Origin of the sequence: Microbacterium sp. CR_7, assembly GCF_041954755.1 — a bacterium.
In the GTDB taxonomy this organism is placed as follows: domain Bacteria; phylum Actinomycetota; class Actinomycetes; order Actinomycetales; family Microbacteriaceae; genus Microbacterium.
Genome location: NZ_JAVAYF010000001.1, coordinates 440,953 through 466,485 on the forward strand (window position 1 = coordinate 440,953; position 25,533 = coordinate 466,485).

Genomic DNA, 25,533 nt, shown 5'->3' on the forward strand with positions numbered 1-25,533 from the left:
GTGAACCCACCGATAGGAACGCTCATGGACACGCACACCTTCGAGACACTGCTCGACTCATCAGCGCCCGCACGGCGCGCGCTGGACCCGCGAGACGTGCGTGGGCTCGTGTTCCGAGCGCGCTCTCAGGCGCGGCGAGTCGCACGTCGATCGCGGACGCTTGCCTTCGGCGGCGCGATCACCGCGCTTCTGGTCGGTGGATCGGGTCTCGCGGTCGCGTCCAGCGGGTGGCTCTGGGGGGACGGGCTGGAGAATCCCGATCGCAGTTACGCTTACACCTCTCCGACCTGGGGCGAGTGCGAGCTGCGGGTCAGCGGTTACGCGATCTCCAATCCGTTTCTGCAGGTCGACGTCAACACCGCCGTCGACGATTGGTTCGCCCATGACGACGTGGAGGCCGCCGTGGCTCGGTACGTGCCCGAGTACCTGGATTCGATCCGCGCGAGCAACGCCGCGGCGGGCGTCGACCCGGACGGCCCGAGGCAGGCAGATCTCGATGCCTGGCTGGCGAACGAACAGGCGCTCGGTGAAGCGCTGCACGACGAGCTCGTCGCCCGGGGCTTCGACAGCACGGCACTCGCAGGTGCATCCGCGCACAGTCAGTTGCACTGCGACGGCGAGGACTGGGGTGGGGACCGATGAACGCCCATGATCGGCGGCTGGTCGTCGCGTTCGAGGCCAGCGCCTCGGCTCTGCTTGCCTATCTCGAGCGCCGTGTCGGCCCGGACGACGCCGCGGACCTCCTCGGGGAGACCATGGTGGTGGGGTGGCGCCGCGTGAAAGAGCTGCCCGCTGATGCGGAGGGTGCGCGGATGTGGCTGTTCGGCGTCGCCCGGGGCACTGTGCTCAACCATGCGCGGGGAGTGAGGCGGCGGTGGGCGCTTGTCGATCGGATCCGGCTCTCGCCGAGCGAGCCGCACGCGCCCGGCGCCGATCAGGGGGCGGAGGTGCGGGACGCCATCGACCGATTAGATCCCGACCTCGCGGAGATCGTGCGACTCGTGCACTGGGACGGCTTTTCGCTCGCCGATGCGGCGTCGCTCCTCGGCATCCCGTCCTCGACGGCACGAGGCCGCTATCAGCGAGCCAAGGCCGAGCTTCGTGCCGCGCTGAGCGTTGAGGCCCCGCTCGCGTAGAATCGGTAGCACCATGGCTACCTTTGGCACGCTCTCCGATCGGCTCACCGATACCTTCCGCAATCTGCGCACGAAGGGAAAGCTCAGTGCGGCCGATGTCGACGGCACCGTCCGCGCGATCCGTCGCGCGCTCCTCGACGCCGACGTCGCCCTCTCGGTCGTCAAGGAGTTCACGGCGAAGGTGCGGGAGCGCGCTCTCGGCGACGAGGTGAACAAGGCGCTGAACCCGGCGCAGCAGGTCGTGCAGATCGTCAACGAGGAGCTCGTGCAGATCCTCGGTGGAGAGCAGCGTCGCCTGCAGTTCGCGAAGACCGCTCCGACCGTGATCATGCTCGCCGGGCTGCAGGGTTCGGGTAAGACGACGTTCGCGGGCAAGCTCGCCAAGCAGCTCGAGGGCGAGGGCCACACTCCGCTGCTCGTCGCCGCCGACCTGCAGCGCCCGAACGCGGTGAACCAGCTGCAGGTCGTCGCCGAGCAGGCCGGTGCCACGATCTATGCGCCGGAGCCGGGCAACGGGGTCGGCGACCCGGTCAAGGTCTCGCGCGACGGCGTCGAACACGCGCGTCGTCAGCAGCACGACGTCGTCATCATCGACACGGCGGGCCGTCTCGGCGTCGACGCCGAGCTCATGAAGCAGGCCGCCGACATCCGCAGGGCCGTGGATCCCGACGAGGTGCTCTTCGTGATCGACGCCATGTTCGGTCAGGACGCGGTCAACACGGCCAAGGCCTTCCAGGAGGGCGTCGACTTCACCGGCGTCGTGCTGTCGAAGCTCGACGGCGATGCGCGCGGTGGTGCTGCGCTGTCCGTCGCGTCGGTGACCGGGCGCCCGATCATCTTCGCCTCGACGGGCGAGCGCCTCGAAGACCTCGAGCCGTTCCACCCCGACCGCATGGCGAGCCGCATCCTCGACCTCGGCGACATCCTCACCCTCATCGAGCAGGCCCAGCAGGCCTTCGATGAGGAAGAGGCCGCCAAGATGGCGGAGAAGCTCGCGACCGAGCAGTTCACGCTCGAGGACTTCCTCGACCAGCTTCAGCAGATGAAGAAGATGGGGTCGATGAAGAAGATGCTCGGGATGCTCCCGGGCATGGGTCAGATGAAGCAGCAGCTCGAGGACTTCGACGAGCGCGAGATCGACCGCACCGAGGCGATCATCCGCTCGATGACTCCGGGGGAGCGACGCAATCCCAAGATCCTCAACGGATCGCGCCGCCTGCGCATCGCGCGGGGCTCGGGCATGACGGTCACGGACGTGAATCAGCTGGTGCAGCGCTTCGACCAGGCCGCCAAGATGATGAAGACCGTCGCCCGCGGCGGTACCCCGAACATCCCCGGCATGGGTCCTGTGCCCGGGATGGGGCGCCCCGGAGCCTCCTCGAAGCGCGGCAAGAAGGGTAAGGGGAAGCCTTCGGGATCGCGGTCGGGCAACCCGGCCAAGCGCGCTGCCGAGAACGCCGGGCTCGCCCCTGCGTCGACGCCGACCGGATCCGGCTTCGGCCTGGGCGGGGGAGCCAAAGCGCCGACCGAAGCGGATCTCGCCGAGATCCAGAAGCTCTTCGGCAAGAACTGACGCGGTTCAGGCTCTCACGTCGACGCGTTCGGCGGCAGCCGTGCTCGCGGGCTCTTCAGAGCGCCGCGGACGGGCGACGATCTGCCCGCCGACCAGTGCCACGAGCACGATCCCGATTCCGAGTGCCTGCGCGCCGCTGAACGACTCGCCGGCGAGCGCGACGCCGAGAGCGGTCGCGACGACGGGGGAGAGAAGCGCCAGCAGTCCGGGTGCGACCACCGGGAGCAGCTGGATGCCGCGAAACCACAGGGTGTACGCGATCAGTCCGCCGACGGTCCCCAACCACAGGTAGCCCAGCGCGGCGTCGCCGTCGATGCGTGACGGCAGGCCTTCGACCCCGAGTGTGAGCGGCAGCAGGAACAGTCCGCCCGCGGTGAGCTGCCATCCCGCATAGGCGACAGGACCCACTCCGGCCGGACGTCCCCAGCGCTTCGTGAGGATGATGCCGAGTCCGGTCGAGGTGACGCCACCGAGCGCCGCGAGGATTCCGAGACCGTCGAGCGCCGCATCCGGGCCCAGCACGACGAGTCCGACGCCTGCGGCTCCCGCCAGAGCGGCGACGGCTGATGCCGGGCGGATGCGGTCGCGGAGCACCAGCGCACTCAGCGCGAGCACGATGAGAGGCTGCGCCCCTGCGACGGCGGCGGCGACCCCGCCCGGGAGCCGCTCGGCAGCGAGGAACAGCAGTGGGAAGAACGCTCCGATGTTGAGGATGCCGAGCACGAGGGACTTCACCCACCACCACCCCGTCGGCAAGATGCGACCGATGGCGAGCGCGACGAGGCCGGCCGGCAGCGAGCGGAGGAGTCCGGCAAGCAGGGGATGGCCGACCGGGAGGAGTTCTGTCGTCACGAGGTAGGTCGTTCCCCACGAGATCGGCGCGAGGGCGGTGAGCAAGAGGAGAGTCAGGCGGTTCATGGACCCAGATTCGCCCCTATCGCAAAATGAATCCAACGCATGATTGTCATTTCAACCATGAATGGAGATCATGGATTGGTGGATCTGCAGCAGATGAGGTACGTCGTCGCGGTCGCCGAGGAATCGAGCTTCACCCGCGCCGCCGAGAAGAGCTTCGTGACGCAGTCGGCTCTCAGCCATCAGATCGCGGCTCTCGAGCGCGAGATCGGGCACCAGCTGTTCGTGCGCACGAGTCGTGCGGTGAGGCTCACCGAGCCCGGTGAGGCGTTCCTCGCGCACGCGCGCATCGCCGTTCGCGCCTCGTCCGACGCGCGCGAGGCGGCGTCTGCCGCAGCCGGGAACATCACGGGAACACTCCGGCTCGGGGTGATCCCGACCGTGACCGCGGTGTATGTGCCCGCTGTGATCGCGCGGTTCCGCTCCCTGCACCCGAGGACCCGAGTCGAGCTCGTCGTCGGCAACAGTGACAGCCTCATGAGCGATGTGCGCGCCGGACGTCTGGATGCCGCGCTGCTGGGGCTGCGCGCCGAGGTCGAGCCGCGCGGCGTCGCCGCACGCGAGCTGGCGCGCGAGAAGCTCGTCGCCGTGGTCCCCGGCGATCACCGGCTCGCGAACCGGCGCAGTATCGGGCTCTCGGATCTCGCCGACGAGGTCTTCGCCGATTTCCCCGCCGGAACCTCCGGGCGGGCGCAGAGCGATGCGGCGTTCGCCGGTGCGGACGTTCGACGCGACGTCGCGTTCGAGGCCGACTCCGCCGAACTCATCCTGGGCCTGGTCGCCGCCGGACTCGCGGTCACGCTGCTGGCGACGGGCGTCGCCGACGGCTCGCGAGGCGGAGTGCGGATCGTCCCCCTCCGCGACGGGCCGTCGCGGGTCGAATACCTCGCGTGGGACGAGCGGTCGACCCGAGCGGTCACTCGCGCCTTCCGCGAGGTGGTCGACGAGGTACGACGGGGAAACACGGAAGCGGGCCCGGAGGAATCCTCCGAGCCCGCCCCCTCAGCATCCTGAGATCACTTCACGTCTTCGTCGACCCAGTCCATCGACTTCGTGACGGCCTTGCGCCACAGACGCAGCTGGCGGTCGCGCTCGGCCTCGTCCATCGACGGCTCCCAGCGCTTGTCCTCCTGCCAGTTGGCGGAGAGGTCGTCGAGACCGCTCCAGAAGCCCACGGCGAGGCCGGCCGCGTATGCGGCGCCCAGTGCAGTGGTCTCCGCGACGACAGGGCGCACGACCGGCACGCCGAGAACGTCCGCCTGGAACTGCATCAGCGCGTCGTTGGCGACCATGCCGCCGTCGACCTTCAGCTCCGAGAGGTCCACACCGGCATCCGCGTTGACCGCGTCGAGGACGTCGCGGGTCTGGAAGGCGACCGCTTCCAGCGCCGCGCGCGCGATGTGGTTCTTGTTCGCGTAGCGGGTGAGGCCGACGATCGCGCCTCGGGCGTCCGGACGCCAGTACGGTGCGAAGAGACCCGAGAACGCGGGGACGATGTAGACACCGCCGTTGTCCTCGACCTTGTCAGCCAGCTCCTCGACCTCAGGGGCGGAGGAGATGATGCCGAGCTGGTCGCGAAGCCACTGGATCAGGGATCCGGTGACGGCGATCGATCCCTCGAGCGCGTAGTGCGTCGGCTGGTCGCCCAGCTTGTAGCCGACCGTCGTGAGCAGCCCGTTCTTCGAGCGGACGATCTCCTCGCCCGTGTTGAAGATCAGGAAGCAGCCGGTGCCGTAGGTGTTCTTGCTCTCGCCCTTGTCGAACGCGGCCTGGCCGAAGGTGGCCGCCTGCTGGTCGCCCAGGATGCCCGCGATCGGCGTCTCGCGCAGCAGCGACGAGCTCTCGGCTGCACCGTAGACCTCGGAGGAAGAGCGGATCTCCGGCATCATCGAGCGCGGCACACCGAACGCCTCGAGGATGTCGTCGCGCCATTCCAGCGTCTCGAGGTCCATGAACATCGTGCGCGATGCATTGGTGACGTCGGTCGCATGCACGCCGCCGTCGATGCCGCCCGTGAGGTTCCAGAGCACCCAGCTGTCGGTCGTGCCGAAGAGCAGGTCGCCGGCCTCCGCCTTCTCGCGAGCACCGTCGACGTTCTCGAGGATCCAGGTGATCTTGGTCCCCGAGAAGTAGGTGGCGAGGGGAAGACCGACGACCGACTTGAAGCGGTCGACGCCCTCATCGCCGGCCAGACGGTCGACGATCTCCTGCGTGCGGGTGTCCTGCCAGACGATGGCGTTGTACACCGGCTTGCCGGTGTTCTTGTCCCACACGACGGCGGTCTCGCGCTGGTTGGTGATCCCGACCGCGGCGATGTCGTGACGCGTGAGGTCGGCGCGGCTCAGGGCGAGGCCGATGACCTCCTGCACGTTGCGCCAGATCTCGGATGCGTCGTGCTCGACCCAGCCGGCCTTGGGCAGGATCTGCTCGTGCTCCTTCTGGCCGGTGGCGACGATGCTGCCCTTCTTGTCGAAGATGATCGCGCGGCTCGAGGTCGTGCCCTGGTCGATCGCGATGATGTAGTCAGCCATGGATGTTCTCCTTCGAAGTCAGGTGGCGGTTCAGGCGAGGCCGAGGAGGGCCGGTGCGGCGAGGGCGGCGAGCACGCCACCGACGAGCGGACCCACGACCGGGACCCACGAGTAGGACCAGTCGCTGGAGCCCTTGCCCTTGATCGGGAGGATCGCGTGGGCGATGCGAGGGCCGAGGTCGCGGGCAGGGTTGATGGCGTATCCGGTGGGTCCACCGAGGGATGCGCCGATACCGACCACGACGAGGGCGACGGGCAGGGCGCTCAGCGGTCCGAGGCCCCCGGGGACCCCGATGTCGGCGACGCCGTAGTCGGCGAATGCGAAGACCGCGAACACCAGCACGAACGTGCCGATGACCTCGGTGACGAGGTTCCAGCCGTAGGAGCGGATCGCCGGACCGGTCGAGAACACGCCGAGCTTGTTGGCGGGCTCGGGCTCCTCGTCGAAGTGCTGCTTGTACGCCAGCCATACGAGGATTGCTCCGACGATCGCGCCGAGGAGCTCCGCACCGGTCGCGGTCGCGAACTGCGAGAAGTCGATGTTGCCGGCGACCAGCAGGCCGATGCCGACCGCGGGGTTCAGGATCGCACCGGAGTACGCCGAGGCGAGGACACCCACGAAGACCGCGAGACCCCAACCCCAGTTGACCATCAGGAAGCCGCCGCCGTAGCCCTTGTTCTTGGCCAGGGCGACGTTTGCGACGACTCCGCATCCGAGGAGGATCAGCAGCGCTGTGCCGACGAACTCCGACAGGAAGTAGAGACCGAGATTCACATCAGTCATGTCTTCTTTGACCTTTCTCGCGTGCCGGGGCCCCTCTGCCCCGACACTCTTCTTTTGTTGTGTTTCGTCGCGAGGAGGGCGACGGTCGGAGGTCCCGTCAGCCGCGGGTGCGGGACGGGATGTGAAGTCCGTGGCGCTCGTTCAACAGCGTCCGAGTCTCCTCGATCTCGGCGTCGTGGCGGTCGCGATCCCAGTCGAGCAGCGACGCCAGAGCGTCGGCGAGCTCGTCCAGCACTTCGGCGTCGGCATTGCCGGTGAACGCGATGCTGGTGCGCCGCAGGACCACGTCCTGGAGCCGCGCGACGAGCTCGTTGCGCACCATCCACTCGAGCTCGCGCGTCGAGAGGTCGCCACCGGCGAGAGGAGCGTCGTCACCCTGCTCGATGAAGGCCCAGACCTCGGCGGCGCGAGTGCCGTAGCGGGCCAGCAGCTTCTCGGCACGCTCGGCCGCGCCCCCCAGGTTCTCCTGGATCCAGATGCGGCGAGCCTTCTCGGTGCGCGGGAAGTCGCGGCCTCCGCCGATCGCGCGACCGGCGGTCGAGACGGTCCGGGTGCGGCCGATGAGGTCGAGCACGACATCGGAGAGCGATTCGCCGAGCGCGCGGAACGTGGTCCACTTGCCGCCGACGAGGCTGACGAGCGGGGTCGCTCCCTTCCTGTCGACCTCGACGCGGTAGTCGCGCGAGACGAACCCCGGTGCCGTGTCCTCATGGCGGGGGAGCGGGCGGATGCCGGAGAAGTTGAACACGATCTGCTCGCGCGTCACCGCGATCTGCGGGAACACGTGGTGGATGAGATCGAAGAAGTAGTCGATCTCCTCGTCCGTGCACACCGGGACCTCGCGGGGGTCGGCGTCGATATCCGTCGTGCCGACGAGCACCCGGCCCTTGAGCGGGTAGATGAGCACGATGCGACCGTCTGAGTGCTCGAAGAAGATCTCGCGGCCGCGCGTCGCCTCGAGGAGCTCGGGGTGGTCGAGCACGATGTGCGAGCCCTTGGTGCCGCCCATGAAGCGCGTGTCGGCGCCGAGCGCGTCGTTGGTGAGGTCGGTCCACGGGCCGGAGGCGTTGACGACGACGTCGGCCGCCACGGTGAACTCGGCCCCGCTCTCGCGGTCGCGGAGCACGACCGTGTCGCCGTCGCGCGAGACGGCCTCGACGTAGTTCAGAGCCACGGCGCCGGGGTGGGCGGCGCGACCGTCCTGCAGCACGTCCAGCGCGAGGCGCTCGGGGTCGTGCATCGAGGCGTCGTAATACGTCGCCGTGTACTTGATGTTCGGATCGAGGTGCGGCAGCTCTGCGAGCGACTTCTTGCGACCGAGGAAGCGGTGACGCGGAACCGTGCCGCCGTCGCGCGAGAACGTGTCGTAGATCGTCAGGCCGATCTTGATCAGGAACGCGCCGCGCTCCTGCGGCTTGCCGCTCTTGTGAGTCAGGAAGCGGAGAGGGGCGGACAGGATGCCGGAGAACGTCGAGTAGATCGGGATCGTGGTCTGCAGCGGCTTGACGTAGTGGGGCGCGATCTTGAGCAGCCCGTTGCGCTCCTCCACCGACTCGCGAACCAGGCGGAACTCGCCGTTCTCGAGGTAGCGGATGCCGCCGTGGATCATGTGGCTCGACGCCGCAGACGCGCCCGAGGCGAAGTCGCCGCGCTCGACGAGGACGACGTCGACGCCCTGCAGAGCGAGGTCGCGGAACGTGGAGATGCCGTTGATCCCTGCTCCGATGATGAGGACGCTGGTGCGCCCTGCTTCGCGAACGGCGCGGACCTCTGCGCGCTCCGGTGACGAGTGTGTCGACTCGATCATCTTCGACCTCCCTGTGGTGCTTGCCCCCAGCATCGACCCGTACGACCCCGGCGCGCAACCCCGCTGCACATATGTGCAAGGATCGGTGTCGAGGAGGATGCCATGACCCACCCCGAGCCGGGATCCAGGGACTCCAAGCTGGTCGCGGCGCTCACCGCCGCGCAGCTCTACTACATGCAGGACAAGACCATGGAGGTCATCGCGAAGGAGCTGAAGACCTCCCGGTCGTCGGTGTCGCGCCTGCTGAGCTTCGCGCGGGAGAGCGGTCTCGTCGACATCCGCATCAACTCGCCGCTCGAGCGGCTGGGGATGCTGGAGCAGCGCATCCGCGACCGGCATCGAGTGGTGGCGCACGTCGTGCCGACGCCGGAGATCGTGAGCGAGGTGGAGCGGCTGGAGCGGGTGGCGCTGACGGCAGGCAGACTGCTGTCGCAGTTCGTCGACTCGAACATGATCGTCGGAGTGGCGTGGGGGTCGACGATCAGCGCGGTGAGCCGTGGACTCACGCAGAAGGAGACGCACAACACCACGTTCGTGCAGCTCAACGGCGCCGGCAACACGCAGACGAGTGGCGTCGAGTACTCCAGCGACATCCTGCAGCGCTTCGGCAGCGCCTTCGGCGCCCAGGTGCAGCAGTTCCCGGTGCCGGCGTTCTTCGATGATCCGTCGACGCGTGAAGCCATGTGGCGGGAGCGCAGCACGCGTCGGGTGCTCGACCTTCAGGCGAAGATGGACATCGCCGTCTTCAGCCTCGGGTCGCCGGCCGCCGAGGTCCCGAGCCGGGTCTATGTCGGCGGCTACCTGAGTCGCGACGACTACCGCAGCCTCCGCGAAGACCATGCGATCGGCGACGTCGCGACGGTGTTCTTCCGAGCTGACGGGTCGTGGAAGGACATCCGCGTCAATGCCCGTGCGACCGGACCCGGCCTCGACAGACTGCGTCGTGTGCCGCGTCGCGTGTGCGTCGTGTCCGGCATCCCGAAACTGGCGAGTCTGCGCGCCGCGATCGCCGCCGACCTCGTCACCGATGTCGTGCTCGACGAGGGGCTCGCCCGTCGCCTGGTGGAGGACTGAGGGTCAGAGCGCCTCGGTCGAGTCCTCCGGACCCGACCGGAACTCGCGGATCAGGTGCTGCACGACTGCCCGGAGATCGCCGCCCGTGGCGTTCGCGATCGTGAGCTGCCGCTCATAGCTGGCGCCGCTGCCGAGGATCGTCGAGATGCTGCCGAACTCCCGCACGCATCCGAGCTCCACCGCCACGGGCGCGAGGCCGTCGAGGATCTCCGCGAGGTGATCGCGCACCGGTCGCTGTGTGCCATCGGCGTCGACGATCAGCCGCGCGTCGAGCCCGTAGCGCGCCGCGCGCCACTTGTTCTCCCGGTGGTACCACGACGGCATGGTCGGCAGCTCCCGCCCCTCGTCCATCTCGCGAGAGAAGTGCTCGACCAGCACCTGCACGAGGGCGGCGACGGCGGCGAGCTCCGGCAGCGTCGAGAGTCCGTCGCACGCGCGGATCTCGATGGTTCCCCAGCGCGGAGCCGGACGGATGTCCCAGCGGACCTCGGTGGCGTCGGCCATGACACCGGTCCTGACCATGTCGTCGAGGTACGACTCGTACGCGGCCCAGTCGGGCAGCTGCCACGGCAGACCTGCAGTGGGGAGCTGCTGGAAGACGAGAGCGCGGTTGGACGCGTACCCGGTGCGCTCACCGGCCCAGAACGGGCTGGAGGCCGAAAGGGCCTGGAGGTGGGGGAGGTACGCCGAGAGGGCGTTGATGATCGGGATGACCTTGCGCCTGTCCTCGACGCCGATGTGCACGTGGATGCCCCAGATCATCATGTTGCGACCCCACCACTGGGTCCGCTCGATGAGGGTGTGGTACCGGGTCTTGTCAGTGACCTCCTGGTCGTACCACTGCGCGAACGGATGGCTGCCGGCGGACAGCAGCTCGATGCCGGCCGGGTCGGTCGCAGTCCGCACGGCCGTGATGGCGTTCGCGATGTCGTCGACGGCGTGCGCGACCGAGTCGCCGATTCCGCTCGTGACCTCGATGGTGTTCGTCAGGAGCTCGCCGGTCACGGTGTACCGCTCGTCCGCGCTGTTCGCCTCCAGGACTTCCAGCAGTTCGGGAGCGCGCCCGACGAGATCGCCGGTCGCCGGATCGGCGAGCATGATCTCCCATTCCAGGCCGACGGTGGACCGGTCGGACGCGGCGAACTCGAGTGTCACCCGCACAGTCTGGCACGCGACGAGGGCGACACGACCAGCATCGTGTCGCCGCGTTTCGCCACCGGTCGACGGATCTGGCAGAATAGTGGGTCGGACGACGTGCTCGACCCTCTATCCAGCACGAGTCCTCCCTTTGAGCTTCCGCCGGATGTGCACCCCACTCTCCAGGCGACCGGTTCGTTTCCTTCCACACAATTCAGGAGAATCGTGGCTGTCAAGATTCGTCTCAAGCGCCTGGGCAAGATCCGTGCGCCCTACTACCGCATCGTCGTCGCCGACTCGCGCACCAAGCGCGACGGTCGCGTGATCGAGGAGATCGGCAAGTACCACCCCACCGAGGAGCCCTCGTTCATCGAGATCGACTCCGAGCGCGCCCAGTACTGGCTGTCCGTCGGCGCTCAGCCGACCGAGCAGGTCACCGCGCTCCTCAAGATCACGGGCGACTGGGGCACCTTCAAGGGTGACAAGGACGCGAAGTCCACCCTCAAGGTCGCCGACGAGAAGGCCGCCTTCGAGGCGGACTCGTCGAAGAAGTCGGTCATCAAGCCCAAGGCGGAGAAGAAGGAGGAGGCCCCCGCTGAGGAGGCTCCCGCCGCCGAGGCCGACGCGGAGGCCGCTGAGGCTCCCGCCGCCGACTCCGAGTAATCCGCCGTGCTCGCCGCCGCGCTCGAACACATCGTCAAGGGGATCGTCGATCACCCTGAGGATGTCCGCATCAACGCCTCCACATCGCCGCGAGGCGATCTCCTCGAGGTGCGTGTGCACCCCGATGACCGTGGGCGCGTGATCGGGCGCGGCGGCCGCACTGCGAAGGCATTGCGCACGCTCATCTCCGCCCTGGCGGACGGGCGGCGCGTCCGCGTCGACGTCGCGGACGACTGACGTGGTGCCGAAAGACCGCAACCAGGGCAAGAACCAGCTCCGTGTGGGGCGCCTCGTCAAGGCCCACGGCCTCAAGGGCGCATTGAAGCTGGAGCTGTACACCGACAACCCGGAACGGCGTTTCACGCCGGGTGCCGAGTTCACGCTCCAGGTGCCCGAGGCATCTCCGTGGCACGGCAAGACCGTGACGGTCCGCGAGTACCGCGTCATGAACGCGAATTCGGTCGTCTTCTTTCAGGACGTCGACGATCGCGACGCCGCCGAGAGCCTCGTGCGCGCGATCCTCTGGATCGACCAGGACGCCGACGAGCCCGAAGACAACGCCTGGTACGACCACCAGCTCACAGGTCTCGACGTCGTCCGCGACGACACGGTCGTCGGTCGCGTGATCCGCGTCGAGCACCTGCCCGCCCAGGACCTTCTCATCGTCAAGTCCGGCGAGCAGGAGATCATGGTCCCGTTCGTCGAGGCCATCGTGCCAACCGTCGACATCGCCGCCGGACGGGTCGTCGTGACGCCGCCGACGGGGCTGTTCGAGGAGCTGCCCGACTCCGAGGACGCCGCGAACGCGGAGACCGTCGAGGATGCCGGTGAGTCGTCCGACTCCGACGCGACCTCCTGAGCGCTGACCAGGTTCTCCTCGTGCGCATCGACGTCGTCTCGATCTTCCCGTCGTACTTCGACGGTCTGACCCTCTCGCTGCTGGGCAAGGCTCGCAGCACCGGCCTGCTCGAGCTGAACATCCACGATCTGCGCGACTGGACCCACGATCGACACCGCACGGTCGACGACACGCCGTACGGCGGCGGTGCCGGCATGGTCATGAAGCCGGAGCCGTGGGCCGCCGCGATCGACGATCTCGCGGCGATCGACGCGTCGGCTCGACCGACCATCATCTTCCCCTCTCCCGCAGGCGAGGTGTTCACGCAGGCCTCAGCGCGTGAGCTGAGCGGAGGCGACCACCTCATCTTCGGATGCGGGCGCTACGAGGGCATCGACGAGCGCGTGTTCGAGTATGCGGCGACGCGCGGCGAAGTGCGGCTGATCAGTCTCGGCGACTATGTGCTCAACGGGGGAGAGGTCGCCGCGATGGCGATGATCGAGGCCATCGGGCGTCTGATCCCCGGCGTGGTCGGCAACCCTGAGAGCCTCGTCGAGGAATCGCACGAGGACGGCCTGCTCGAGTACCCGTCGTACACGAAGCCCTCCCTGTGGCGGGACCGGCCCGTGCCCGATGTTCTGCTCAGCGGCAACCACGCCGCCATCGCCGCGTGGCGCCGCGAGCAGCAGTTCGAGCGCACCCGGCTCCGCCGTCCCGATCTGCTGCCGGACGACGAGTCCTAGAGCATCCGCTCGCCGCGGCGGTCTATCTCGAAGACCGCTCCCGGCGGATGCCGGAGCGCCAGCGCGCTCGACGCATCCAGCCCGCGGAGCTCAGCGCGCAGCATCCGCCCGATCATCTCGTGACTGACGATGAGCGGCGTGCCCGGTGCCGACCAGCCGCAGGAGGTCAGCGCTCGGCGTGCTCGCGCACGCGCCTGCGCGTAGCTCTCGCCACCGGGGAACGCCCAGCCGTAGCGGTTCGCGGCGCGTTCCTCCCTGGCCGCGGGGAAGCGTGCGTCGATCTCGCCCCAGGTCAACCCCGCCATCTGCCCGTGGTGGACTTCGGCGAGCTCAGGGACCTCGACGAGATCGACTCCCAGCCGTTCGGCGATCACGACGGCGGTGCGCAGTGCTCGCCCCAGCGGGCTGGAGCAGACGATCGTGATGTCCTGGCCGACGAGTCGCTGGGCCAGGGATGCCGCCTGCCGCATCCCTTCGGCGGTCAGAGGCGAGTCCAGCTGCCCGTGCAGCCGGTGCTCCAGATTCCACTCCGTCTGGCCGTGGCGGGCCAGGAGCACTCGCTCCGGCACGTGACGGTCCTGCGGGATCATGCCCTCAGGATGGCACAGGCGGTGCGAGGCGTCGACGGACGGGGCGAGGGGACGGACTGATACCGTCGGAGCATGGTCGATGAGGCGCTGGCGAGATCGTTCGAGGGGATCGGAGCGGACTACGACCGATACCGGCCCGGGTTCCCCTCGGTCGCGGCGGATGCCATCGTCCCGCGCCACGTCGGTGTCGCTCTCGACCTCGGAGCCGGTACCGGGAAGTTCACCGAACATCTCGTGGATCGCGCCGACCGGGTCATCGCTGTCGAGCCGTCGGCCGCCATGCTCGACGTTCTCCGAGAGAAGCTGCCCGGCGTGGAGGCTCTCGCCGGTAACGCGGAGCAGATCCCCGTCGGCGACGCTGCAGTCGACGTGGTGGCGGTGGCGCAGGCTTTTCACTGGTTCGACCGGGTGCGAGCCTGCGCGGAGATCGCGCGGGTGCTGCGGCCCGGTGGAACGCTGGGTCTGCTGTGGAACCGGTCCGATCCCGCATGCTCGTGGGACAGGGCGGCAGCACGCGTCATTCACCCCGCCGTGGGCGAGGCCGATGAAACGACCAGCACGGCGGAGGAGCTTCCCGGCTTTCGTTTCGACCGCCTCGAGTCCTTCCACTGGACCGAGCCGATCACCCGCGACGGCTACCTCGCACGGTGGTCGACGGTGAGCACGTTCCTCGTCGCCGATCCGGCGGGGAAGGCGGCGATGACCGCCGCCATCGAGGAGATCCTCGACGCGGATGCCGCGACGCGCGGCCTGGACGGTTTCGAACTGCCGCACCTGACCGACGTCTACCTCTACACCCGGGTATGAGGATCTGGTCGCTGCATCCGCAGTATCTCGATCGTCAGGGGCTCGTGGCGTGCTGGCGGGAGACCCTGCTCGCGCAGGCCGTCCTCGCCGGACGTACTCGCGGATGGGAGAGGCATCCGCAGCTCGAGAGGTTCCGAGCAGCGCCCGATCCGCTCGACGCGCTCGGCTCCTACCTCGAGGCGATAGCCATGGAAGCGGATGAACGCGGTTATCGGTTCGACCGGAGTCGCATCGACCGTGCTGCGGCGCGTCAGACCGAGGCGCTGTCCGTCACCACGGGGCAGCTCGCCTTCGAATGGGGTCACCTCACCGCGAAGCTCGCGGTGCGCAGCCCCGACCTCCTCGAGCTCTGGTCGGGCGTGACGACGCCCGAGCCGCATCCGCTGTTCCATGTCCTGGACGGTCCCGTCGCCGGCTGGGAGCGGGGGTCAGTCGCGGACTGAGCAGCGGTGTCAGTCGACTCCGAGGAATGAGCGGTCGGTCAGCACGATAGGGCCGTCGGCTGTCACCGCGACGGTGTGCTCGGAGTGCGCGCCACGGGAGCCGTCCACGCTGCGCAGCGTCCATCCGTCCGGATCGGTGACCAGTTCGTCGGTGGTCGCGAGCAGCCAGGGCTCGAGGGCGAACACGAGTCCCTCGCGCAGCGGGAAGCCGCGTCCTGCCCGGCCGTCGTTGGGCACGTGCGGGTCGCCGTGCATGATGCGACCGACGCCGTGGCCGCCGAAGTCGGTGTTGATGGAGTACCCCTCGCCGTGCGATACCGCGGCGATGGCGGCCGAGATGTCGCCGATGCGGTTGCCCACCGTCGCCGCATCGATCGCGGCTGCCAGAGCACGCTCTGTGGTGTCGATGAGCCTGAGGTCTTCGTCGCGTGGTGTTCCGACGATGAAGGAGACTGCCGAGTCGGCCACCCAGCCGTCGACGGACACGGCGAAGTCGAGGGAGACGAGATCGCCGTCGCGAAGCGTGTAGTCGTGGGGGAGTCCGTGCAGGACGGCGTCGTTCACCGACGTGCAGATCACTTTGCCGAACGGGCTCGCACCGAACGAGGGGTGGTAGTCGATGTAGCAGGACTCCGCGCCCGCCTTGCGGATCATGTCGTGCGCGCGACGGTCGATCGACAGGAGGTTCGTGCCGACCTTGGTGTCATCGCGCAGCGTCGCCAGCGTCTCGGCGACGAAGCGTCCTGCCGCGCGCATCTCGTCGATCTCGGCGGGGGTGCGCAGTTCGATCATCGGGTGTCCTCTCGTCCCTCCCATTCTCCCTGATCGGAGCCCCGCGGACCGCACGCGCTCAGAGCGAACACACCGGACGTGCACGGCGCACCGTCGTACCATCGAGGCATGTGGTTGCGTCAGGCGTTCTTCCGGTGGTTGCTCCCGGCCGCGTTCCTGCTGCCACTGTGGCTCCTCGTCGGATGGGGCGTGTTCCAGGGCGGGTGGGCGATCCTGTGGGTCCTGTTCATCGCCGTGCCCTCGGTGTTCCTCGGGCAGCTGCTTCTCACCCTTCTCACTCGGTCTCGTCCGTCGGTGCGCGCCGAGCGGGCGGTCTCCTGGTGGGACGTCGCCGGATTCACCGTCTGGCACGGACTCACCATCGCCGTCGGGCTGTTCATCGACGGGGCGTTCGGGTGGCTCCTCACGGCGGCGATCGTCGCCGGTATCGCGTTGATCTGGCTTCAGCTCTGGCAGCTCTGGAACGAGGCGAGGGGGAGCGGTGCACGCATCCGAGAGACCATCAGCTGGTCGACGATCCCGCGTGTCGACGAGCCGACCTCCACGACCCGGGCCCGAGAGGTCATCGTCGTCCGGGAGACGGATCAGCGCGACGCCTGACGAGTGTGCACCGCGTTTTGGCGGCGCGAGGCATCCGTGGCAGAATAGTTCCTTGTGCCGTGACCGGCTCTGCCTCAGGGGAGCCCGCGGACGCTTCGGCGCCGTTCAGCACACACCTTTCTTGTTCCTTCCGAAATCATGCATCCGACCTGTGGCGAGTGCAGAGAGAGACGATCATGCAGATCCTCGACGCCGTCGACGCGGCTTCGCTCCGTTCCGACATTCCTGTCTTCCACCCCGGTGACACGGTCAACGTGCACGTCAACATCACCGAGGGCAGCCGCTCCCGTATCCAGGTCTTCAAGGGCGTCGTCATCGGCCGCCAGGGCGACGGCGTTCGCGAGACCTTCACGGTTCGCAAGATCAGCTTCCAGGTCGGTGTCGAGCGCACCTTCCCCGTCCACTCCCCGGTGATCGACCACATCGAGGTCGTCACCCGCGGTGACGTGCGTCGCGCGAAGCTCTACTACCTCCGCCAGCTGCGCGGCAAGAAGGCGAAGATCAAGGAGAAGCGCGACAACTAAGGTTTAGGCCTCTATTTTCTAGAAATAGAGGTTCCCTCCTGACAGAGTCAGGGTACCTGAGTTGGCACGCACTTGGCACGCCACACGCATGAAGGCCCATCTTCCTAACTGGAGGATGGGCCTTCTGCTGTCTAGGGACCTGCCCTAGCTCGGCTCAATAGTGGGCTAACGTCTCCTGCCCAGACCGGGCAGGCCGCCGCTGACGATCCGGATACGGGGGATCACTAGCTTTTCGGTTCTGACCGGTGGCAGTGAGGCGAGCCAGGCTTCCTTGCTCTCGAACCCGATCTGCTCCCAGTAGGGCTTGAATGCTCGGACGACTGGCTCAGGTTGTGGCTTGATCTTAGGGGCTAGCCAGTACTCAGAGACTGGCTGGGGAAGGGGCTTTCGCGTAGCCCGCTTCGGTTTCTGGATTGGCTGTGCTTCGAACGGATCGACGGCGACCGATCCTGAGGCGGGGCATCTGGTCCCCGATGCGTTCTCGTGACTGAGCAGGTTCCCCTCGTCGCTAACTCCTGCGACTCGATGGCATGTTTCACACTGTGCTCGCGTGGTTTCTTACCTCGCTTTCCGCCTGGCGGCATTTGCAGGTCACCTCGACCTGTACCAGACGTTACGACGAAACACCGAATATGTCTGCGCGACACGCCCGGAGAGATTCGAACATCCTCGAACATCCCAGGGGGGATGTTTGCGCTAGCGTGTTGCCATGACGACGATCAAGGACAGAGCAGTCCACCAGGCCGATGTGCGAGGCGCAACGGGCCTCGTGTTTGAGACGAACGAGCCGGGGTTCGTGCGCGGGCGCGCCGATGCAACATTCAGAGGTCACCCCGTTCGGGTGGACTTCACCGATAGCGAGTCTCACCCCGACTACAAGTACAACGTGACCGTGTACGACGCGGCGTCCGGCGAATTGATCGCGACGGGCAACGGCGGGCGCGACTGGAGCGATGCGCTGTCTATCGTGCACTGGCAGAATCTCAACATCCGCTGGGCTGACGAAGGAGGCACCAATGGCGAATGAAGTGTACGTAGGCGGGGTAAAGCTGGAAATCATCTCCGGCGACGTGAGCCATTTCGACATGGCGGTGCGCGAGCATCTTGAGAGCGGCGAAGAGTGGTTCGTGTACTCGCAAGAGAAGGTTCACTACCAGCTTCACATCACCAAGGCCACGGACATCATCATCCGCTACGACAACTAGCTTTAGCTTGTGCTCAGAGCGCGGTAGACGGACGCGCGGCTCATGCCCGCGAGCTTGGCGATTTCAGATGGCGTGCGGCCCTTGGCCTTGAGCTTGTGAACCTCTGCGACCTTTGACGGGGAGAGCGCGGTACGGGGACGACCCGCTACCTGCTCACCGGCCTGAGCGCGGGCGGCGCGAGCGGCCCTAGCCTCGGCCACTCGCTCGGCGTTCATCTCGCGTTCCCATTCCGCCATAAGGGTCATGAGGCCGCGCATGAGCTTGCCCGTTGCGCCGGTCATGTTCTCGCCTTCCTTGAGGCTGAGCACGGTGACGCCGCGTTCCTCAAGCTCGGCAATCGTGCTGAGCACGTGTAGGGCAGAGCGCCCGAGACGGTCGAGCGAGGTCACCTGAATCCGGTCCCCGTCGCGCACGCGGCTGAGAAGGTCGTCAAGGCCGGGGCGCGTGGTCTTCACGCCGCTGATCTTGTCGGCGTAGATGTCGGCGGGGTCGATGCCAGCCGCCACGAGTGCATCCGTCTGCCGGTCGAGGTTCTGCGCCGCCGTGCTGACTCGGATGTAGCCGAACGTCTTCTGAGTGGTCATGTCCATGACTGTATCCGTTACACACTTCTGAGACAAGTCGCAGATACACCTTTTGAGACGAAGGATCGGGGCTATCCGTGGATGGTCGCCTCGGGTGTAACGGATGTCTCAAAGTCATGGTTCTGAGACGGCATGCAACGGCCCCTGCAAGGAGACTTAGGAGTACCGACTCGCAGGGGCCGTTGACTTAGAGAGGGGTTCCCCCCTCTGCCGAAGCAGAGCCTTTGAGGGGGAACCGGGTTCCGCTCCCTGGCTGGACCTAGATGAATGATGGACCAGAGGGCGGAAGAGGGCCGCGCCGAGGGGAGATTCAGGCCTGACACTGTATCCCCGGCGCGGAGCATTAGGGCTTGGGCTTCAGGATGTCGCCTAGCAACCCTGCCAGACGCGCAACCTCGGGATTCTCGGCGGGGCCAGAAGTGAGGCGGCGGACCTCCGGATTCGCGGGGTCGAGCGCTCGGGCAATGTCGGCTTGACTCCACTCGAAGAACTGCTTAGCTTCCTCGACGGCGGCGCGCTCTGCACCCCTGTTGTCCGCGATGATGGCTCTCAACCATGCGTCGTCATTCATCTGTTGTCATCTCCAAGTTGGTTGAGGATGTCGAGCGTCTGTACCAACATCTCTACATCGTTCTCTGAGGCTGCTAGGCGGCCTTGGTGGATGTCTCCGAGCACGCCCACGAGGGCGCTGAGGGCGTCGTCCGTGAGGCTCATGACTCAGTAGCCGTCCGTTCGGGCGGGGATGTGCTGAGGCCCCTGAGCCATCGGGTTCAGCGCGTCACCGTATTCGGTCTTGACGTTCTTGAGGGCTAGAGCGCGGTCGGCCGGATCGGAGATGCGCAATGCGCACTCGCGTGCGGCTAGACCCTGGCGGTATCTGAAACCTTCGTCGTCCTGACCTACGCCCATGCTCTCGGGTGCTGGACCCTTGGCCCATTTGACCATCCCGTACCGAGCGACCTGCTCTGCCTCGGTCAGGTCCAGCCAGGAAGCGCCCGTGCGGTCCAGCGTGGCGTCATACAGCTCCTGCGTCACGGTGAACTCCTGGCCCTGCCTCAGGACGACGCCCGGAGCCGCATCACCAGCCGGGGTGACAGCGGGAAGGGTTAGGCCACTAGCCCTAGCGTGAGCGATGAAGGGAATCGTGTGGGTCGTCTTGGCCATCTCAGGCCCCAATCTGGCGCGTGAGCGCCTGTTTCAACTCGGATAGTCGCGGGTGTGCGGCCATCGTCTTCAATAGAGAACGGGCGCTCTCGGGGTCATTCCTGGCGAACTCGCCTAGGGTCGCCACAAGCTCCATGGCTTCCTCGAATGCACGCTCGGCGCCGGTGTCATCGATCCCGAGATGATTCATGAGCACGGACAGAGCTTCGCTTTCCACCTTGATGGCTCTCGCTCTGGCCACCGGCGTGGAGTGCTTCGAGCGCTGACGGAGGTCGCGAGCATCGTCGGCAATCTGAACGGCACGCACAATAACATCTGTCGTGCTTGGTTCATCCTCTGCCAGCTTCGCGAGGTCTGATTTTCGAGAAATCGAGAATCTTGACAAGGCGCTGACAGAGAGCCCTGTCCACGTGCGAATACTCTCGTACGTCTCTCCGGCATCAAGAGCCGCTTCAATGCGCGCTCGGGCCCGGTGTGTCTCGACCGTAGAAGGTCTGCCCGCTCGTACCATAACGTATCTCAATCCCTGATATGGAGGGAGATAATGCAGGGAACCGTAAGACTTTCGTGCCCCTGCGCGGTCGGAGTTTCCAGGCATGAACCACGCCATATGATCCCGTGCATTCCCCGCCCTGCACTATCTCTCTCTATGTACTACTATCGCTCGGGGAGGTGTCGAAGTGTCTCGGCGGGCACTAAAGTTGCGGGAATCTCGAAAGTTTATGAGAAAGTTTTTGTGGCGATATCAAGAAATAACCATTGCGCTCTGCGGGGTCAAAATTCGTTCCAGACGCATCGATACCAGCGAAGGGTAGATAGGCTCTCTACAGGGCTTCCAGGGCTTCCTGAGTCACATTCTTGCCCGTAGAGTCAGCCAGTTGGTAGAAGTGTGTAACCTTTTCGTCCATGGATTGAGGTTCTTCATCCTCGACACCGCCCAGAAGAAGATCGATGTCGAATACCTCATCCACAGAAGAAGTATTACTTTCCTCGCCACGAACTCCGGAGGGAGCCGAAGGCTCTGACGACGGAGGAGTGTGAGCATTCGTGTTTATATTCATGGACATTCCTTTTGTAGGGTTGTGCTCCCTACTGGGTAGGGTTGTGCTACCCAGTGCCTGGGGTTGTGCTACCGGCTGCACTAGGGTTGTGCTACCTAGTGCCTTCCCTCCACGCGGTTCCCTCTTCCAGAGGTCTCGGTCGCGGTTACGATCCTTGATCTGGGTCACGTCGTGGACGTTCTGCGAGTACACCAATCGGTAGTTTTTGACCGGTGTTCCTCCGCCTGGCCTCTTGGACTTCTCGGCTACCTCGATAGCACCGGTCATCTCCAAGAGATTGAGGACACGACGCACAGTCTTGGGTGAGGCACCGCAGATATCCGCAATTGCCATTTGACTGAGGCGGAAGTTGCTACCGTCCTCGAAATCGCCAACCTCTACCAGAGCCTTGGCGACCGCATAGAAACTCACCCTTTCCATGGAGGTATAGTTATCTCCGAGAATCTTCCCGGCATTGCGAAGCCATTTGTTTGGGAAGTGGCGGATGAAAGACTCGAAGGTGCCCTTGTTCATGGATGCACCGATAATGTACGTCTTCGGGGTACTGTTCTTACCCATTATCTTCTTCTTACTGTTGTGTACCTTCTCTAGGTCGGAAGAGAAGGGAGGCCACCCCGTGCGGAAGAAGAAAGAAGAAACGCAACGGGGTGGCCTCACCTAAGATGGCGGCTTCCGACTTCCGCAGACGTACTATGTATACGCCTATTACCTACAATCGCTCAAAAGACATGACGCATTCATTTCTGCTTGCGTTTGCTTCGGCCCCGCGCATACTCTCGCGAATAATCACGCCAGACCTCAGCACAGGCAGGGCACCTGCATTTCCCGTTTGTGTAACCGCTCAGCGTGCCATGTGCAATTACAGGCACTGCCTTCGGCTTCTTTTCGAGGGTGTTCTTCTTTTCCGGAGCCTTTCCCACGAGCGGGCGCCTATCGACCTTCACCGGCTCGGAAATCTTGGTCGGACTGGTCCATGTGATGACCACGGGGCGCGATGCCGGGTACCTTATGCCGTCAGGGGTGGGGAATCGCCTCTGCGAGGGCTTCTGTGGGACTTCTGCGGGCCTCTGCGCCCGTTCAGCTACAGCTACACGTCTGGCGTCGAATTCGGCCCTCAAATCGGCGCTGAGATTTTCGCGTACTGTGCGACACTCATGCCGCGCTTTGACCACGATGAGCTTCCGGTCAGCATCTGTTGGGGCGTCGGCGGCGAGCACCGCTAGGTAGCGGCGTCTCGCTTCAGGGAGGTCGGTCAGCGTGTGTAGGGCGGCTAGGGCTTCATGGATCGTCATGCCTTCATCTATCGCGCACAACGATCCGCGACTCACCCACAGGGCCCCGTTTCGTTCCCTACAGATTGGTGAACATCACACGCTCCAGCTTCTCCATGATGGCCTTCTGGCGTTCTTCGTCCGTGTGCTGGTACCGAAGAGAGGACGTGTAGTCCTTGTGGCCACCGCGTTCCATCACTTCACCCAAGGTGGATACCCGGCCATACTCCGTCAGGTGGATATGCCGGATGTCGTGCGGGTTCAGGTTCGGGAATCCCGCTGTCACCCTCAACGGATTGAAGCGAGTGGCAAACGCCTTGTACGTCATCCTGCGACCCCAGGCATTCGTGAACACCGGTTCCTGTGGATTGCGGACGACGGAGTAGGCATATGCCCTCAGTGCCTCTGCGGCCTCATTGGTGAGCAGGAGTACGCGCCTACCGTCTGCGTTGTGCTTGGTACCTTCCTCCAGGCCGTAGGGCGTCAGATGACGGTGGATGTCCGCCTTGCCCTGCTCAAGGTCGATGTCTTCCCAGTCGAGCGCCAGAAGCTCACCGATGCGTGCGCCGGTACCCAAAAGGGTCAGGATGGCCGCTCTCATCTGAAGGTCATCGGTCATCATGGCGATGAGCCGGACATCATCAGACTTGAAGGTTGGCCTCTTCTTACTGTGGTCCTTCGTCGCACCCTCGATCAGGCAGGGCGTGTAATCGATCAGGCGGCGGGTGAGCGCGCGCTTCATCACCATGCGGAGGGTGGCGTAGGCCTGCTTGCGGATTACCTTCTGCTTCTCCATCGAGTTCCACCAGTCTTCAACGTCTGCCGCGTCGATGTCGGCCAGCGGCATGGCGTGGAACACCTTCAGGTGCTTCTGGAGGTCACGGAGATGGGAGTGGTAGGTGGACGGTGCCCACTTGTCCTTGCCCGCCTCGATGACACGGAGCGCGAAGGCCTCGAACTTCTCGCGTCCACGTGGGATGGCCACCTTGGGTGTGGCTACCTTCTCGGGCAACCGTCCTTGCTCAGCGTCGTACTCGGCGTACCCCGCTTCCTTCTCGGTGTCGTACGTCCCCAGCGGTACGTACTTCTTGGCCCGCTTGTCCCACACGCGCGCCTGGTACTTGCCTGACTTCAACTTACGAACGGGCATTGCCGTCTCCTCTCCGTGAGGAGTTCGTTCTCGTGAACGGCATGTGCTCCTCCTTCCATCCATACGGATCAGGAGGAGTTCTTTCCAACGAGTGCGCCAAGTTGTTGGCGTGCTGTTGGCGCGCGGTGCTCACCAGCGCCCGCTCTTCCCAGTGGTAGAGCGGAACCGCCGCGCCTCAAGGAGAAGCGCGACAACTGACGCGCGATCTCCTCAGCACCCCGGGACACGATGTCCCGGGGTGCTTTGTTCTCCTCGGGGTGTGCGACCCTTGGTAGTGCCGCGTGCGCGCGGTGCGACTCTGTGAAGGAACCTGATGACGACTGACTCCGCCGCCGCATCCACGCCTCGAACACGACGGCGCCGCGGATTCCTGGTCTTCCTGCGTGACGTGCTGATCATCATCGTCATCGCGGCCCTCGTCTCGTTCGTGGTGAAGACGTTCATCGTCCGCTCGTTCTTCATCCCGTCGGCGTCGATGGAGCGAACGCTCATGGTCGACGACCGGATCCTCGTCGACGAGCTGACCCCACGATGGACCGACTACGAGCGCGGAGACGTCGTGGTCTTCAAGGATCCCGGTGGGTGGCTCGAGGGCCAGCCGCAGACGCCCGCGCAGCCGCCGCTCATCCAGGCCGTCGACTGGGTGCTCACCGTCGTGGGGATCTCGGCGTCCGACTCGCAGGACCATCTCGTCAAACGCGTCATCGGCCTGCCCGGAGATCACGTCGTGTGCTGCAACGCGCTCGGCCAGATCACGATCAACGGTGCTCCCATCGACGAGCTGGACTACCTCGACCTTCCCGAGGGCGACACCGCGGCGTCGAACGAGCCGTTCGACGTGGTCGTGCCAGAGGACTCCATCTGGGTGCTGGGCGACAACCGCGACCGATCCCGCGACTCCCGGGCGCATCAGGACCTCCCCAGCGGCGGCTTCGTACCCCTCGACAACGTCGTCGGCAAGGCGTTCTTCACGACCTGGCCCCTTGACCGCATGGGAACGATCGACGGTCACCACGACAGTTTCAACGGGGTGCCGGAGGCGGAATGACCGTCGTCGCACCGAAGCTCACCCTCGAGCGCAGACTCCTGACCGAGGAGTGCGAGCTGATCATCTCGCTCGACGAGGTCGGCCGTGGAGCCCTGGCCGGCCCGGTGGCGGTCGGGGCAGCGGTGATGGACGCCAAGGGCGCGCGCCGGCGGGTGCCCGAGGGGCTCCGCGACTCGAAGCTGGTGACGGAGCGACGGCGTCCCGACGTCGCGGCCCGCGCCGCAGCGTGGGTGCAGGCGTCGGGAGTCGGATGGGCGACCGCCGCGGAGATCGATCAGGTCGGCATCATGCGGGCGCTCGGCCTGGCCGCGTCACGGGCGGTGCAGAGCGTTGTCGAGCAGGGCGTCGCAGTGTCCAACGCGCTCGTGCTCCTCGACGGCAACCACGACTACGTCTCCGCCGTGCATCCCGTTCCGCTGCGGGTTCGGTCGGTCGTCAAGGCCGACCGGGACTGCGCCTCGGTTTCTGCGGCGTCCGTCATCGCGAAGGTCGCGCGCGACACGTACATGACCGAGTTGCACGTCGACCACCCGTCGTACCAGTGGAACCGGAACAAGGGGTACGCGAGCGTCGAGCATCGGGACGCGATCCGTTCTCTCGGGCTCTCGCCCCACCATCGGTCGTCCTGGGCGATCGCCGACGCGCCGACCCTGTTCTGAGCGTGCGACGACTGCCCGTGCCGACTCTAGGATGGACTCATCATGGATGAGGAAGCATTCGACGACTACGACCGCGAACTCGAGCTGGCTCTGTTCCGCGAGTACCGCGACGTCGTCTCGCAGTTCCAGTACGTCGTCGAGACGGAGCGGCGGTTCTATCTCGCCAACGAGGTGAACGTCGTCCGTCGTGACACCGAGCACGACTTCTACTTCGAGATCTCCATGAGCGACGTCTGGGTGTGGGACATCTACCGGGCCGACCGCTTCGTCAAGGCCGTCCGGGTCCTGACGTTCAAGGACGTCAACGTCGAGGAACTCCAGCGCCGCGAGTTCGAACTGCCCCAGGAACTCTCGCTCGACGGCGAGTGATCACTCTCCACGCGTGATGTCTGCTGCGCGCGTGATCTCTGCTGCGCGCGTGATCTCTGCTGAGCG

General features: G+C 65.9%; 32 protein-coding genes. 18 read left to right on the forward strand and 14 right to left on the reverse strand.

Annotated elements, in window-relative coordinates; translation table 11 throughout:
- Positions 1-24: 24 nt before the first annotated feature.
- Genes RAC81_RS02080 through ffh form a run of 3 tightly spaced genes read left to right on the forward strand, consistent with a single transcriptional unit; the run spans position 25 to position 2,709 of the window.
- Positions 25-642: a hypothetical protein gene (locus tag RAC81_RS02080; RefSeq protein ID WP_375080783.1), complete on the forward strand. Its 618-nt coding sequence runs from the start codon at positions 25-27 to the stop codon at positions 640-642.
- On the forward strand, positions 639-1,136 hold the full coding sequence (locus tag RAC81_RS02085; RefSeq protein ID WP_375080784.1) for an RNA polymerase sigma factor: 498 nt from the start codon (positions 639-641) through the stop codon (positions 1,134-1,136). The genes RAC81_RS02080 and RAC81_RS02085 overlap by 4 nt, the downstream gene beginning before the upstream one ends.
- A 13-nt stretch (positions 1,137-1,149) precedes the next feature.
- Complete coding sequence (gene ffh / locus RAC81_RS02090; RefSeq protein WP_375080785.1) at positions 1,150-2,709, forward strand: signal recognition particle protein; 1,560 nt, start codon at positions 1,150-1,152, stop codon at positions 2,707-2,709.
- Between the two features lie 6 nt (positions 2,710-2,715).
- Here the strand turns inward: ffh and RAC81_RS02095 are convergent, their stop codons facing one another.
- A complete protein-coding gene (locus RAC81_RS02095; protein ID WP_375080786.1) occupies positions 2,716-3,627 on the reverse strand; it encodes an EamA family transporter in 912 nt (303 codons plus the stop codon).
- 78 nt (positions 3,628-3,705) lie between these two features.
- Between RAC81_RS02095 and RAC81_RS02100 the strand changes: the two genes are divergently transcribed.
- Positions 3,706-4,638: a LysR family transcriptional regulator gene (locus RAC81_RS02100; RefSeq protein WP_375080787.1), complete on the forward strand. Its 933-nt coding sequence runs from the start codon at positions 3,706-3,708 to the stop codon at positions 4,636-4,638.
- A gap of 2 nt (positions 4,639-4,640) precedes the next feature.
- Here RAC81_RS02100 and glpK read toward each other — a convergent pair whose 3' ends face one another.
- From glpK to RAC81_RS02115, 3 genes are all read right to left on the reverse strand, one after another.
- On the reverse strand, positions 4,641-6,155 hold the full coding sequence (gene glpK / locus RAC81_RS02105) for a glycerol kinase GlpK (RefSeq protein WP_375080788.1): 1,515 nt from the start codon (positions 6,153-6,155) through the stop codon (positions 4,641-4,643).
- 30 nt (positions 6,156-6,185) lie between these two features.
- The gene (locus RAC81_RS02110) at positions 6,186-6,938 is read right to left on the reverse strand and encodes an MIP/aquaporin family protein (protein WP_375080789.1); all 753 of its coding nucleotides are present in this window, start codon (positions 6,936-6,938) and stop codon (positions 6,186-6,188) included.
- A 97-nt stretch (positions 6,939-7,035) separates the two neighbouring features.
- A complete protein-coding gene (locus tag RAC81_RS02115; protein WP_375080790.1) occupies positions 7,036-8,745 on the reverse strand; it encodes an FAD-dependent oxidoreductase in 1,710 nt (569 codons plus the stop codon).
- A 102-nt stretch (positions 8,746-8,847) separates the two neighbouring features.
- On the opposite strand from RAC81_RS02115, the gene RAC81_RS02120 reads away from it, so the two are divergent.
- Positions 8,848-9,819 (forward strand): sugar-binding transcriptional regulator, encoded by a 972-nt coding sequence (locus RAC81_RS02120; protein ID WP_375080791.1) that lies wholly within the window; start codon positions 8,848-8,850, stop codon positions 9,817-9,819.
- Positions 9,820-9,822: 3 nt separating this feature from the next.
- Here RAC81_RS02120 and RAC81_RS02125 read toward each other — a convergent pair whose 3' ends face one another.
- On the reverse strand, positions 9,823-10,974 hold the full coding sequence (locus RAC81_RS02125; RefSeq protein ID WP_375080792.1) for a glutamate--cysteine ligase: 1,152 nt from the start codon (positions 10,972-10,974) through the stop codon (positions 9,823-9,825).
- A gap of 207 nt (positions 10,975-11,181) precedes the next feature.
- Between RAC81_RS02125 and rpsP the strand changes: the two genes are divergently transcribed.
- From rpsP to trmD, 4 genes are read left to right on the forward strand one after another with little or no spacing between them, the layout of a single operon-like run.
- Positions 11,182-11,619 carry a 30S ribosomal protein S16 gene (gene rpsP, locus RAC81_RS02130; protein ID WP_096715969.1) on the forward strand — a complete coding sequence of 146 codons (438 nt, stop codon included), beginning with the start codon at positions 11,182-11,184 and terminating at the stop codon, positions 11,617-11,619.
- Positions 11,620-11,625: 6 nt separating this feature from the next.
- Positions 11,626-11,856, forward strand: coding sequence for an RNA-binding protein (locus RAC81_RS02135; RefSeq protein ID WP_042541671.1), 231 nt, complete (start codon positions 11,626-11,628; stop codon positions 11,854-11,856).
- Position 11,857: 1 nt separating this feature from the next.
- The gene (gene rimM / locus RAC81_RS02140; RefSeq protein ID WP_375080793.1) at positions 11,858-12,478 is read left to right on the forward strand and encodes a ribosome maturation factor RimM; all 621 of its coding nucleotides are present in this window, start codon (positions 11,858-11,860) and stop codon (positions 12,476-12,478) included.
- A gap of 20 nt (positions 12,479-12,498) precedes the next feature.
- On the forward strand, positions 12,499-13,200 hold the full coding sequence (trmD, locus tag RAC81_RS02145; protein ID WP_375080794.1) for a tRNA (guanosine(37)-N1)-methyltransferase TrmD: 702 nt from the start codon (positions 12,499-12,501) through the stop codon (positions 13,198-13,200).
- On the opposite strand, the gene RAC81_RS02150 is transcribed toward trmD, so the two are convergent.
- Positions 13,197-13,790, reverse strand: coding sequence for a histidine phosphatase family protein (locus tag RAC81_RS02150; RefSeq protein WP_375080795.1), 594 nt, complete (start codon positions 13,788-13,790; stop codon positions 13,197-13,199). The genes trmD and RAC81_RS02150 overlap by 4 nt on opposite strands.
- A 72-nt stretch (positions 13,791-13,862) precedes the next feature.
- On the opposite strand from RAC81_RS02150, the gene RAC81_RS02155 reads away from it, so the two are divergent.
- Together RAC81_RS02155 and RAC81_RS02160 are read left to right on the forward strand one after the other, a co-directional pair.
- Positions 13,863-14,597, forward strand: a complete 735-nt coding sequence (locus RAC81_RS02155) for a class I SAM-dependent methyltransferase (protein ID WP_375080796.1) — start codon at positions 13,863-13,865, stop codon at positions 14,595-14,597.
- Complete coding sequence (locus RAC81_RS02160; protein ID WP_375080797.1) at positions 14,594-15,040, forward strand: pyrimidine dimer DNA glycosylase/endonuclease V; 447 nt, start codon at positions 14,594-14,596, stop codon at positions 15,038-15,040. Before RAC81_RS02155 ends, RAC81_RS02160 begins: the two co-directional genes overlap by 4 nt.
- Positions 15,041-15,049: 9 nt before the next feature.
- Here RAC81_RS02160 and map read toward each other — a convergent pair whose 3' ends face one another.
- Positions 15,050-15,832: a type I methionyl aminopeptidase gene (gene map, locus RAC81_RS02165; RefSeq protein ID WP_375080798.1), complete on the reverse strand. Its 783-nt coding sequence runs from the start codon at positions 15,830-15,832 to the stop codon at positions 15,050-15,052.
- A 108-nt stretch (positions 15,833-15,940) separates the two neighbouring features.
- Here map and RAC81_RS02170 point away from each other — a divergent pair, with 108 nt between their 5' ends.
- The 4 genes from RAC81_RS02170 to RAC81_RS02185 all read left to right on the forward strand — a co-directional run bounded on the left by RAC81_RS02170 (position 15,941) and on the right by RAC81_RS02185 (position 18,161).
- On the forward strand, positions 15,941-16,432 hold the full coding sequence (locus RAC81_RS02170; protein WP_375080799.1) for an MFS transporter permease: 492 nt from the start codon (positions 15,941-15,943) through the stop codon (positions 16,430-16,432).
- Positions 16,433-16,608: 176 nt separating this feature from the next.
- Positions 16,609-16,956: a 50S ribosomal protein L19 gene (gene rplS / locus RAC81_RS02175; protein ID WP_096716150.1), complete on the forward strand. Its 348-nt coding sequence runs from the start codon at positions 16,609-16,611 to the stop codon at positions 16,954-16,956.
- Positions 16,957-17,665: 709 nt separating this feature from the next.
- Positions 17,666-17,983, forward strand: coding sequence for a hypothetical protein (locus tag RAC81_RS02180; RefSeq protein ID WP_375080800.1), 318 nt, complete (start codon positions 17,666-17,668; stop codon positions 17,981-17,983).
- Complete coding sequence (locus RAC81_RS02185; RefSeq protein WP_375080801.1) at positions 17,973-18,161, forward strand: hypothetical protein; 189 nt, start codon at positions 17,973-17,975, stop codon at positions 18,159-18,161. Before RAC81_RS02180 ends, RAC81_RS02185 begins: the two co-directional genes overlap by 11 nt.
- A 2-nt stretch (positions 18,162-18,163) precedes the next feature.
- Here the strand turns inward: RAC81_RS02185 and RAC81_RS02190 are convergent, their stop codons facing one another.
- From RAC81_RS02190 to RAC81_RS02220, 7 genes are all read right to left on the reverse strand, one after another.
- Positions 18,164-18,745 (reverse strand): recombinase family protein, encoded by a 582-nt coding sequence (locus tag RAC81_RS02190; protein WP_375080802.1) that lies wholly within the window; start codon positions 18,743-18,745, stop codon positions 18,164-18,166.
- Positions 18,746-19,088: 343 nt separating this feature from the next.
- Positions 19,089-19,316, reverse strand: a complete 228-nt coding sequence (locus RAC81_RS02195) for a hypothetical protein (protein ID WP_375080803.1) — start codon at positions 19,314-19,316, stop codon at positions 19,089-19,091.
- Between the two features lie 146 nt (positions 19,317-19,462).
- The gene (locus RAC81_RS02200) at positions 19,463-19,780 is read right to left on the reverse strand and encodes a hypothetical protein (protein WP_375080804.1); all 318 of its coding nucleotides are present in this window, start codon (positions 19,778-19,780) and stop codon (positions 19,463-19,465) included.
- A gap of 130 nt (positions 19,781-19,910) precedes the next feature.
- Positions 19,911-20,294, reverse strand: coding sequence for a hypothetical protein (locus RAC81_RS02205; protein WP_375080805.1), 384 nt, complete (start codon positions 20,292-20,294; stop codon positions 19,911-19,913).
- 439 nt (positions 20,295-20,733) lie between these two features.
- On the reverse strand, positions 20,734-21,528 hold the full coding sequence (locus tag RAC81_RS02210; protein WP_375080806.1) for a helix-turn-helix domain-containing protein: 795 nt from the start codon (positions 21,526-21,528) through the stop codon (positions 20,734-20,736).
- A gap of 179 nt (positions 21,529-21,707) precedes the next feature.
- Positions 21,708-22,262: a hypothetical protein gene (locus RAC81_RS02215; protein ID WP_375080807.1), complete on the reverse strand. Its 555-nt coding sequence runs from the start codon at positions 22,260-22,262 to the stop codon at positions 21,708-21,710.
- A gap of 58 nt (positions 22,263-22,320) precedes the next feature.
- Positions 22,321-23,391: a tyrosine-type recombinase/integrase gene (locus RAC81_RS02220; protein ID WP_375080808.1), complete on the reverse strand. Its 1,071-nt coding sequence runs from the start codon at positions 23,389-23,391 to the stop codon at positions 22,321-22,323.
- 313 nt (positions 23,392-23,704) lie between these two features.
- Here RAC81_RS02220 and lepB point away from each other — a divergent pair, with 313 nt between their 5' ends.
- From lepB to RAC81_RS02235, 3 genes are read left to right on the forward strand one after another with little or no spacing between them, the layout of a single operon-like run.
- Positions 23,705-24,439 (forward strand): signal peptidase I, encoded by a 735-nt coding sequence (gene lepB, locus RAC81_RS02225; protein WP_375080809.1) that lies wholly within the window; start codon positions 23,705-23,707, stop codon positions 24,437-24,439.
- A complete protein-coding gene (locus RAC81_RS02230; protein ID WP_375080810.1) occupies positions 24,436-25,098 on the forward strand; it encodes a ribonuclease HII in 663 nt (220 codons plus the stop codon). The genes lepB and RAC81_RS02230 overlap by 4 nt, the downstream gene beginning before the upstream one ends.
- A gap of 42 nt (positions 25,099-25,140) precedes the next feature.
- The gene (locus RAC81_RS02235) at positions 25,141-25,467 is read left to right on the forward strand and encodes a DUF2469 family protein (protein ID WP_017204525.1); all 327 of its coding nucleotides are present in this window, start codon (positions 25,141-25,143) and stop codon (positions 25,465-25,467) included.
- Positions 25,468-25,533 lie beyond the last annotated feature (66 nt).

Coding starts and splice junctions, on each gene's coding strand:
- RAC81_RS02080 (WP_375080783.1), top strand. CDS start 25: ATGGACACGCACACCTTCGAGACACTGCTCGACTCATCAGCGCCCGCA.
- RAC81_RS02085 (WP_375080784.1), top strand. CDS start 639: ATGAACGCCCATGATCGGCGGCTGGTCGTCGCGTTCGAGGCCAGCGCC.
- ffh (WP_375080785.1), top strand. CDS start 1,150: ATGGCTACCTTTGGCACGCTCTCCGATCGGCTCACCGATACCTTCCGC.
- RAC81_RS02095 (WP_375080786.1), bottom strand. CDS start 3,627: ATGAACCGCCTGACTCTCCTCTTGCTCACCGCCCTCGCGCCGATCTCG.
- glpK (WP_375080788.1), bottom strand. CDS start 6,155: ATGGCTGACTACATCATCGCGATCGACCAGGGCACGACCTCGAGCCGC.
- RAC81_RS02110 (WP_375080789.1), bottom strand. CDS start 6,938: ATGACTGATGTGAATCTCGGTCTCTACTTCCTGTCGGAGTTCGTCGGC.
- RAC81_RS02115 (WP_375080790.1), bottom strand. CDS start 8,745: ATGATCGAGTCGACACACTCGTCACCGGAGCGCGCAGAGGTCCGCGCC.
- RAC81_RS02120 (WP_375080791.1), top strand. CDS start 8,848: ATGACCCACCCCGAGCCGGGATCCAGGGACTCCAAGCTGGTCGCGGCG.
- RAC81_RS02150 (WP_375080795.1), bottom strand. CDS start 13,790: ATGATCCCGCAGGACCGTCACGTGCCGGAGCGAGTGCTCCTGGCCCGC.
- RAC81_RS02155 (WP_375080796.1), top strand. CDS start 13,863: ATGGTCGATGAGGCGCTGGCGAGATCGTTCGAGGGGATCGGAGCGGAC.
- RAC81_RS02160 (WP_375080797.1), top strand. CDS start 14,594: ATGAGGATCTGGTCGCTGCATCCGCAGTATCTCGATCGTCAGGGGCTC.
- map (WP_375080798.1), bottom strand. CDS start 15,832: ATGATCGAACTGCGCACCCCCGCCGAGATCGACGAGATGCGCGCGGCA.
- RAC81_RS02170 (WP_375080799.1), top strand. CDS start 15,941: ATGTGGTTGCGTCAGGCGTTCTTCCGGTGGTTGCTCCCGGCCGCGTTC.
- rplS (WP_096716150.1), top strand. CDS start 16,609: ATGCAGATCCTCGACGCCGTCGACGCGGCTTCGCTCCGTTCCGACATT.
- RAC81_RS02180 (WP_375080800.1), top strand. CDS start 17,666: ATGACGACGATCAAGGACAGAGCAGTCCACCAGGCCGATGTGCGAGGC.
- RAC81_RS02185 (WP_375080801.1), top strand. CDS start 17,973: ATGGCGAATGAAGTGTACGTAGGCGGGGTAAAGCTGGAAATCATCTCC.
- RAC81_RS02190 (WP_375080802.1), bottom strand. CDS start 18,745: ATGACCACTCAGAAGACGTTCGGCTACATCCGAGTCAGCACGGCGGCG.
- RAC81_RS02195 (WP_375080803.1), bottom strand. CDS start 19,316: ATGAATGACGACGCATGGTTGAGAGCCATCATCGCGGACAACAGGGGT.
- RAC81_RS02210 (WP_375080806.1), bottom strand. CDS start 21,528: ATGGGTAAGAACAGTACCCCGAAGACGTACATTATCGGTGCATCCATG.
- RAC81_RS02215 (WP_375080807.1), bottom strand. CDS start 22,262: ATGACGATCCATGAAGCCCTAGCCGCCCTACACACGCTGACCGACCTC.
- RAC81_RS02220 (WP_375080808.1), bottom strand. CDS start 23,391: ATGCCCGTTCGTAAGTTGAAGTCAGGCAAGTACCAGGCGCGCGTGTGG.
- lepB (WP_375080809.1), top strand. CDS start 23,705: ATGACGACTGACTCCGCCGCCGCATCCACGCCTCGAACACGACGGCGC.
- RAC81_RS02230 (WP_375080810.1), top strand. CDS start 24,436: ATGACCGTCGTCGCACCGAAGCTCACCCTCGAGCGCAGACTCCTGACC.
- RAC81_RS02235 (WP_017204525.1), top strand. CDS start 25,141: ATGGATGAGGAAGCATTCGACGACTACGACCGCGAACTCGAGCTGGCT.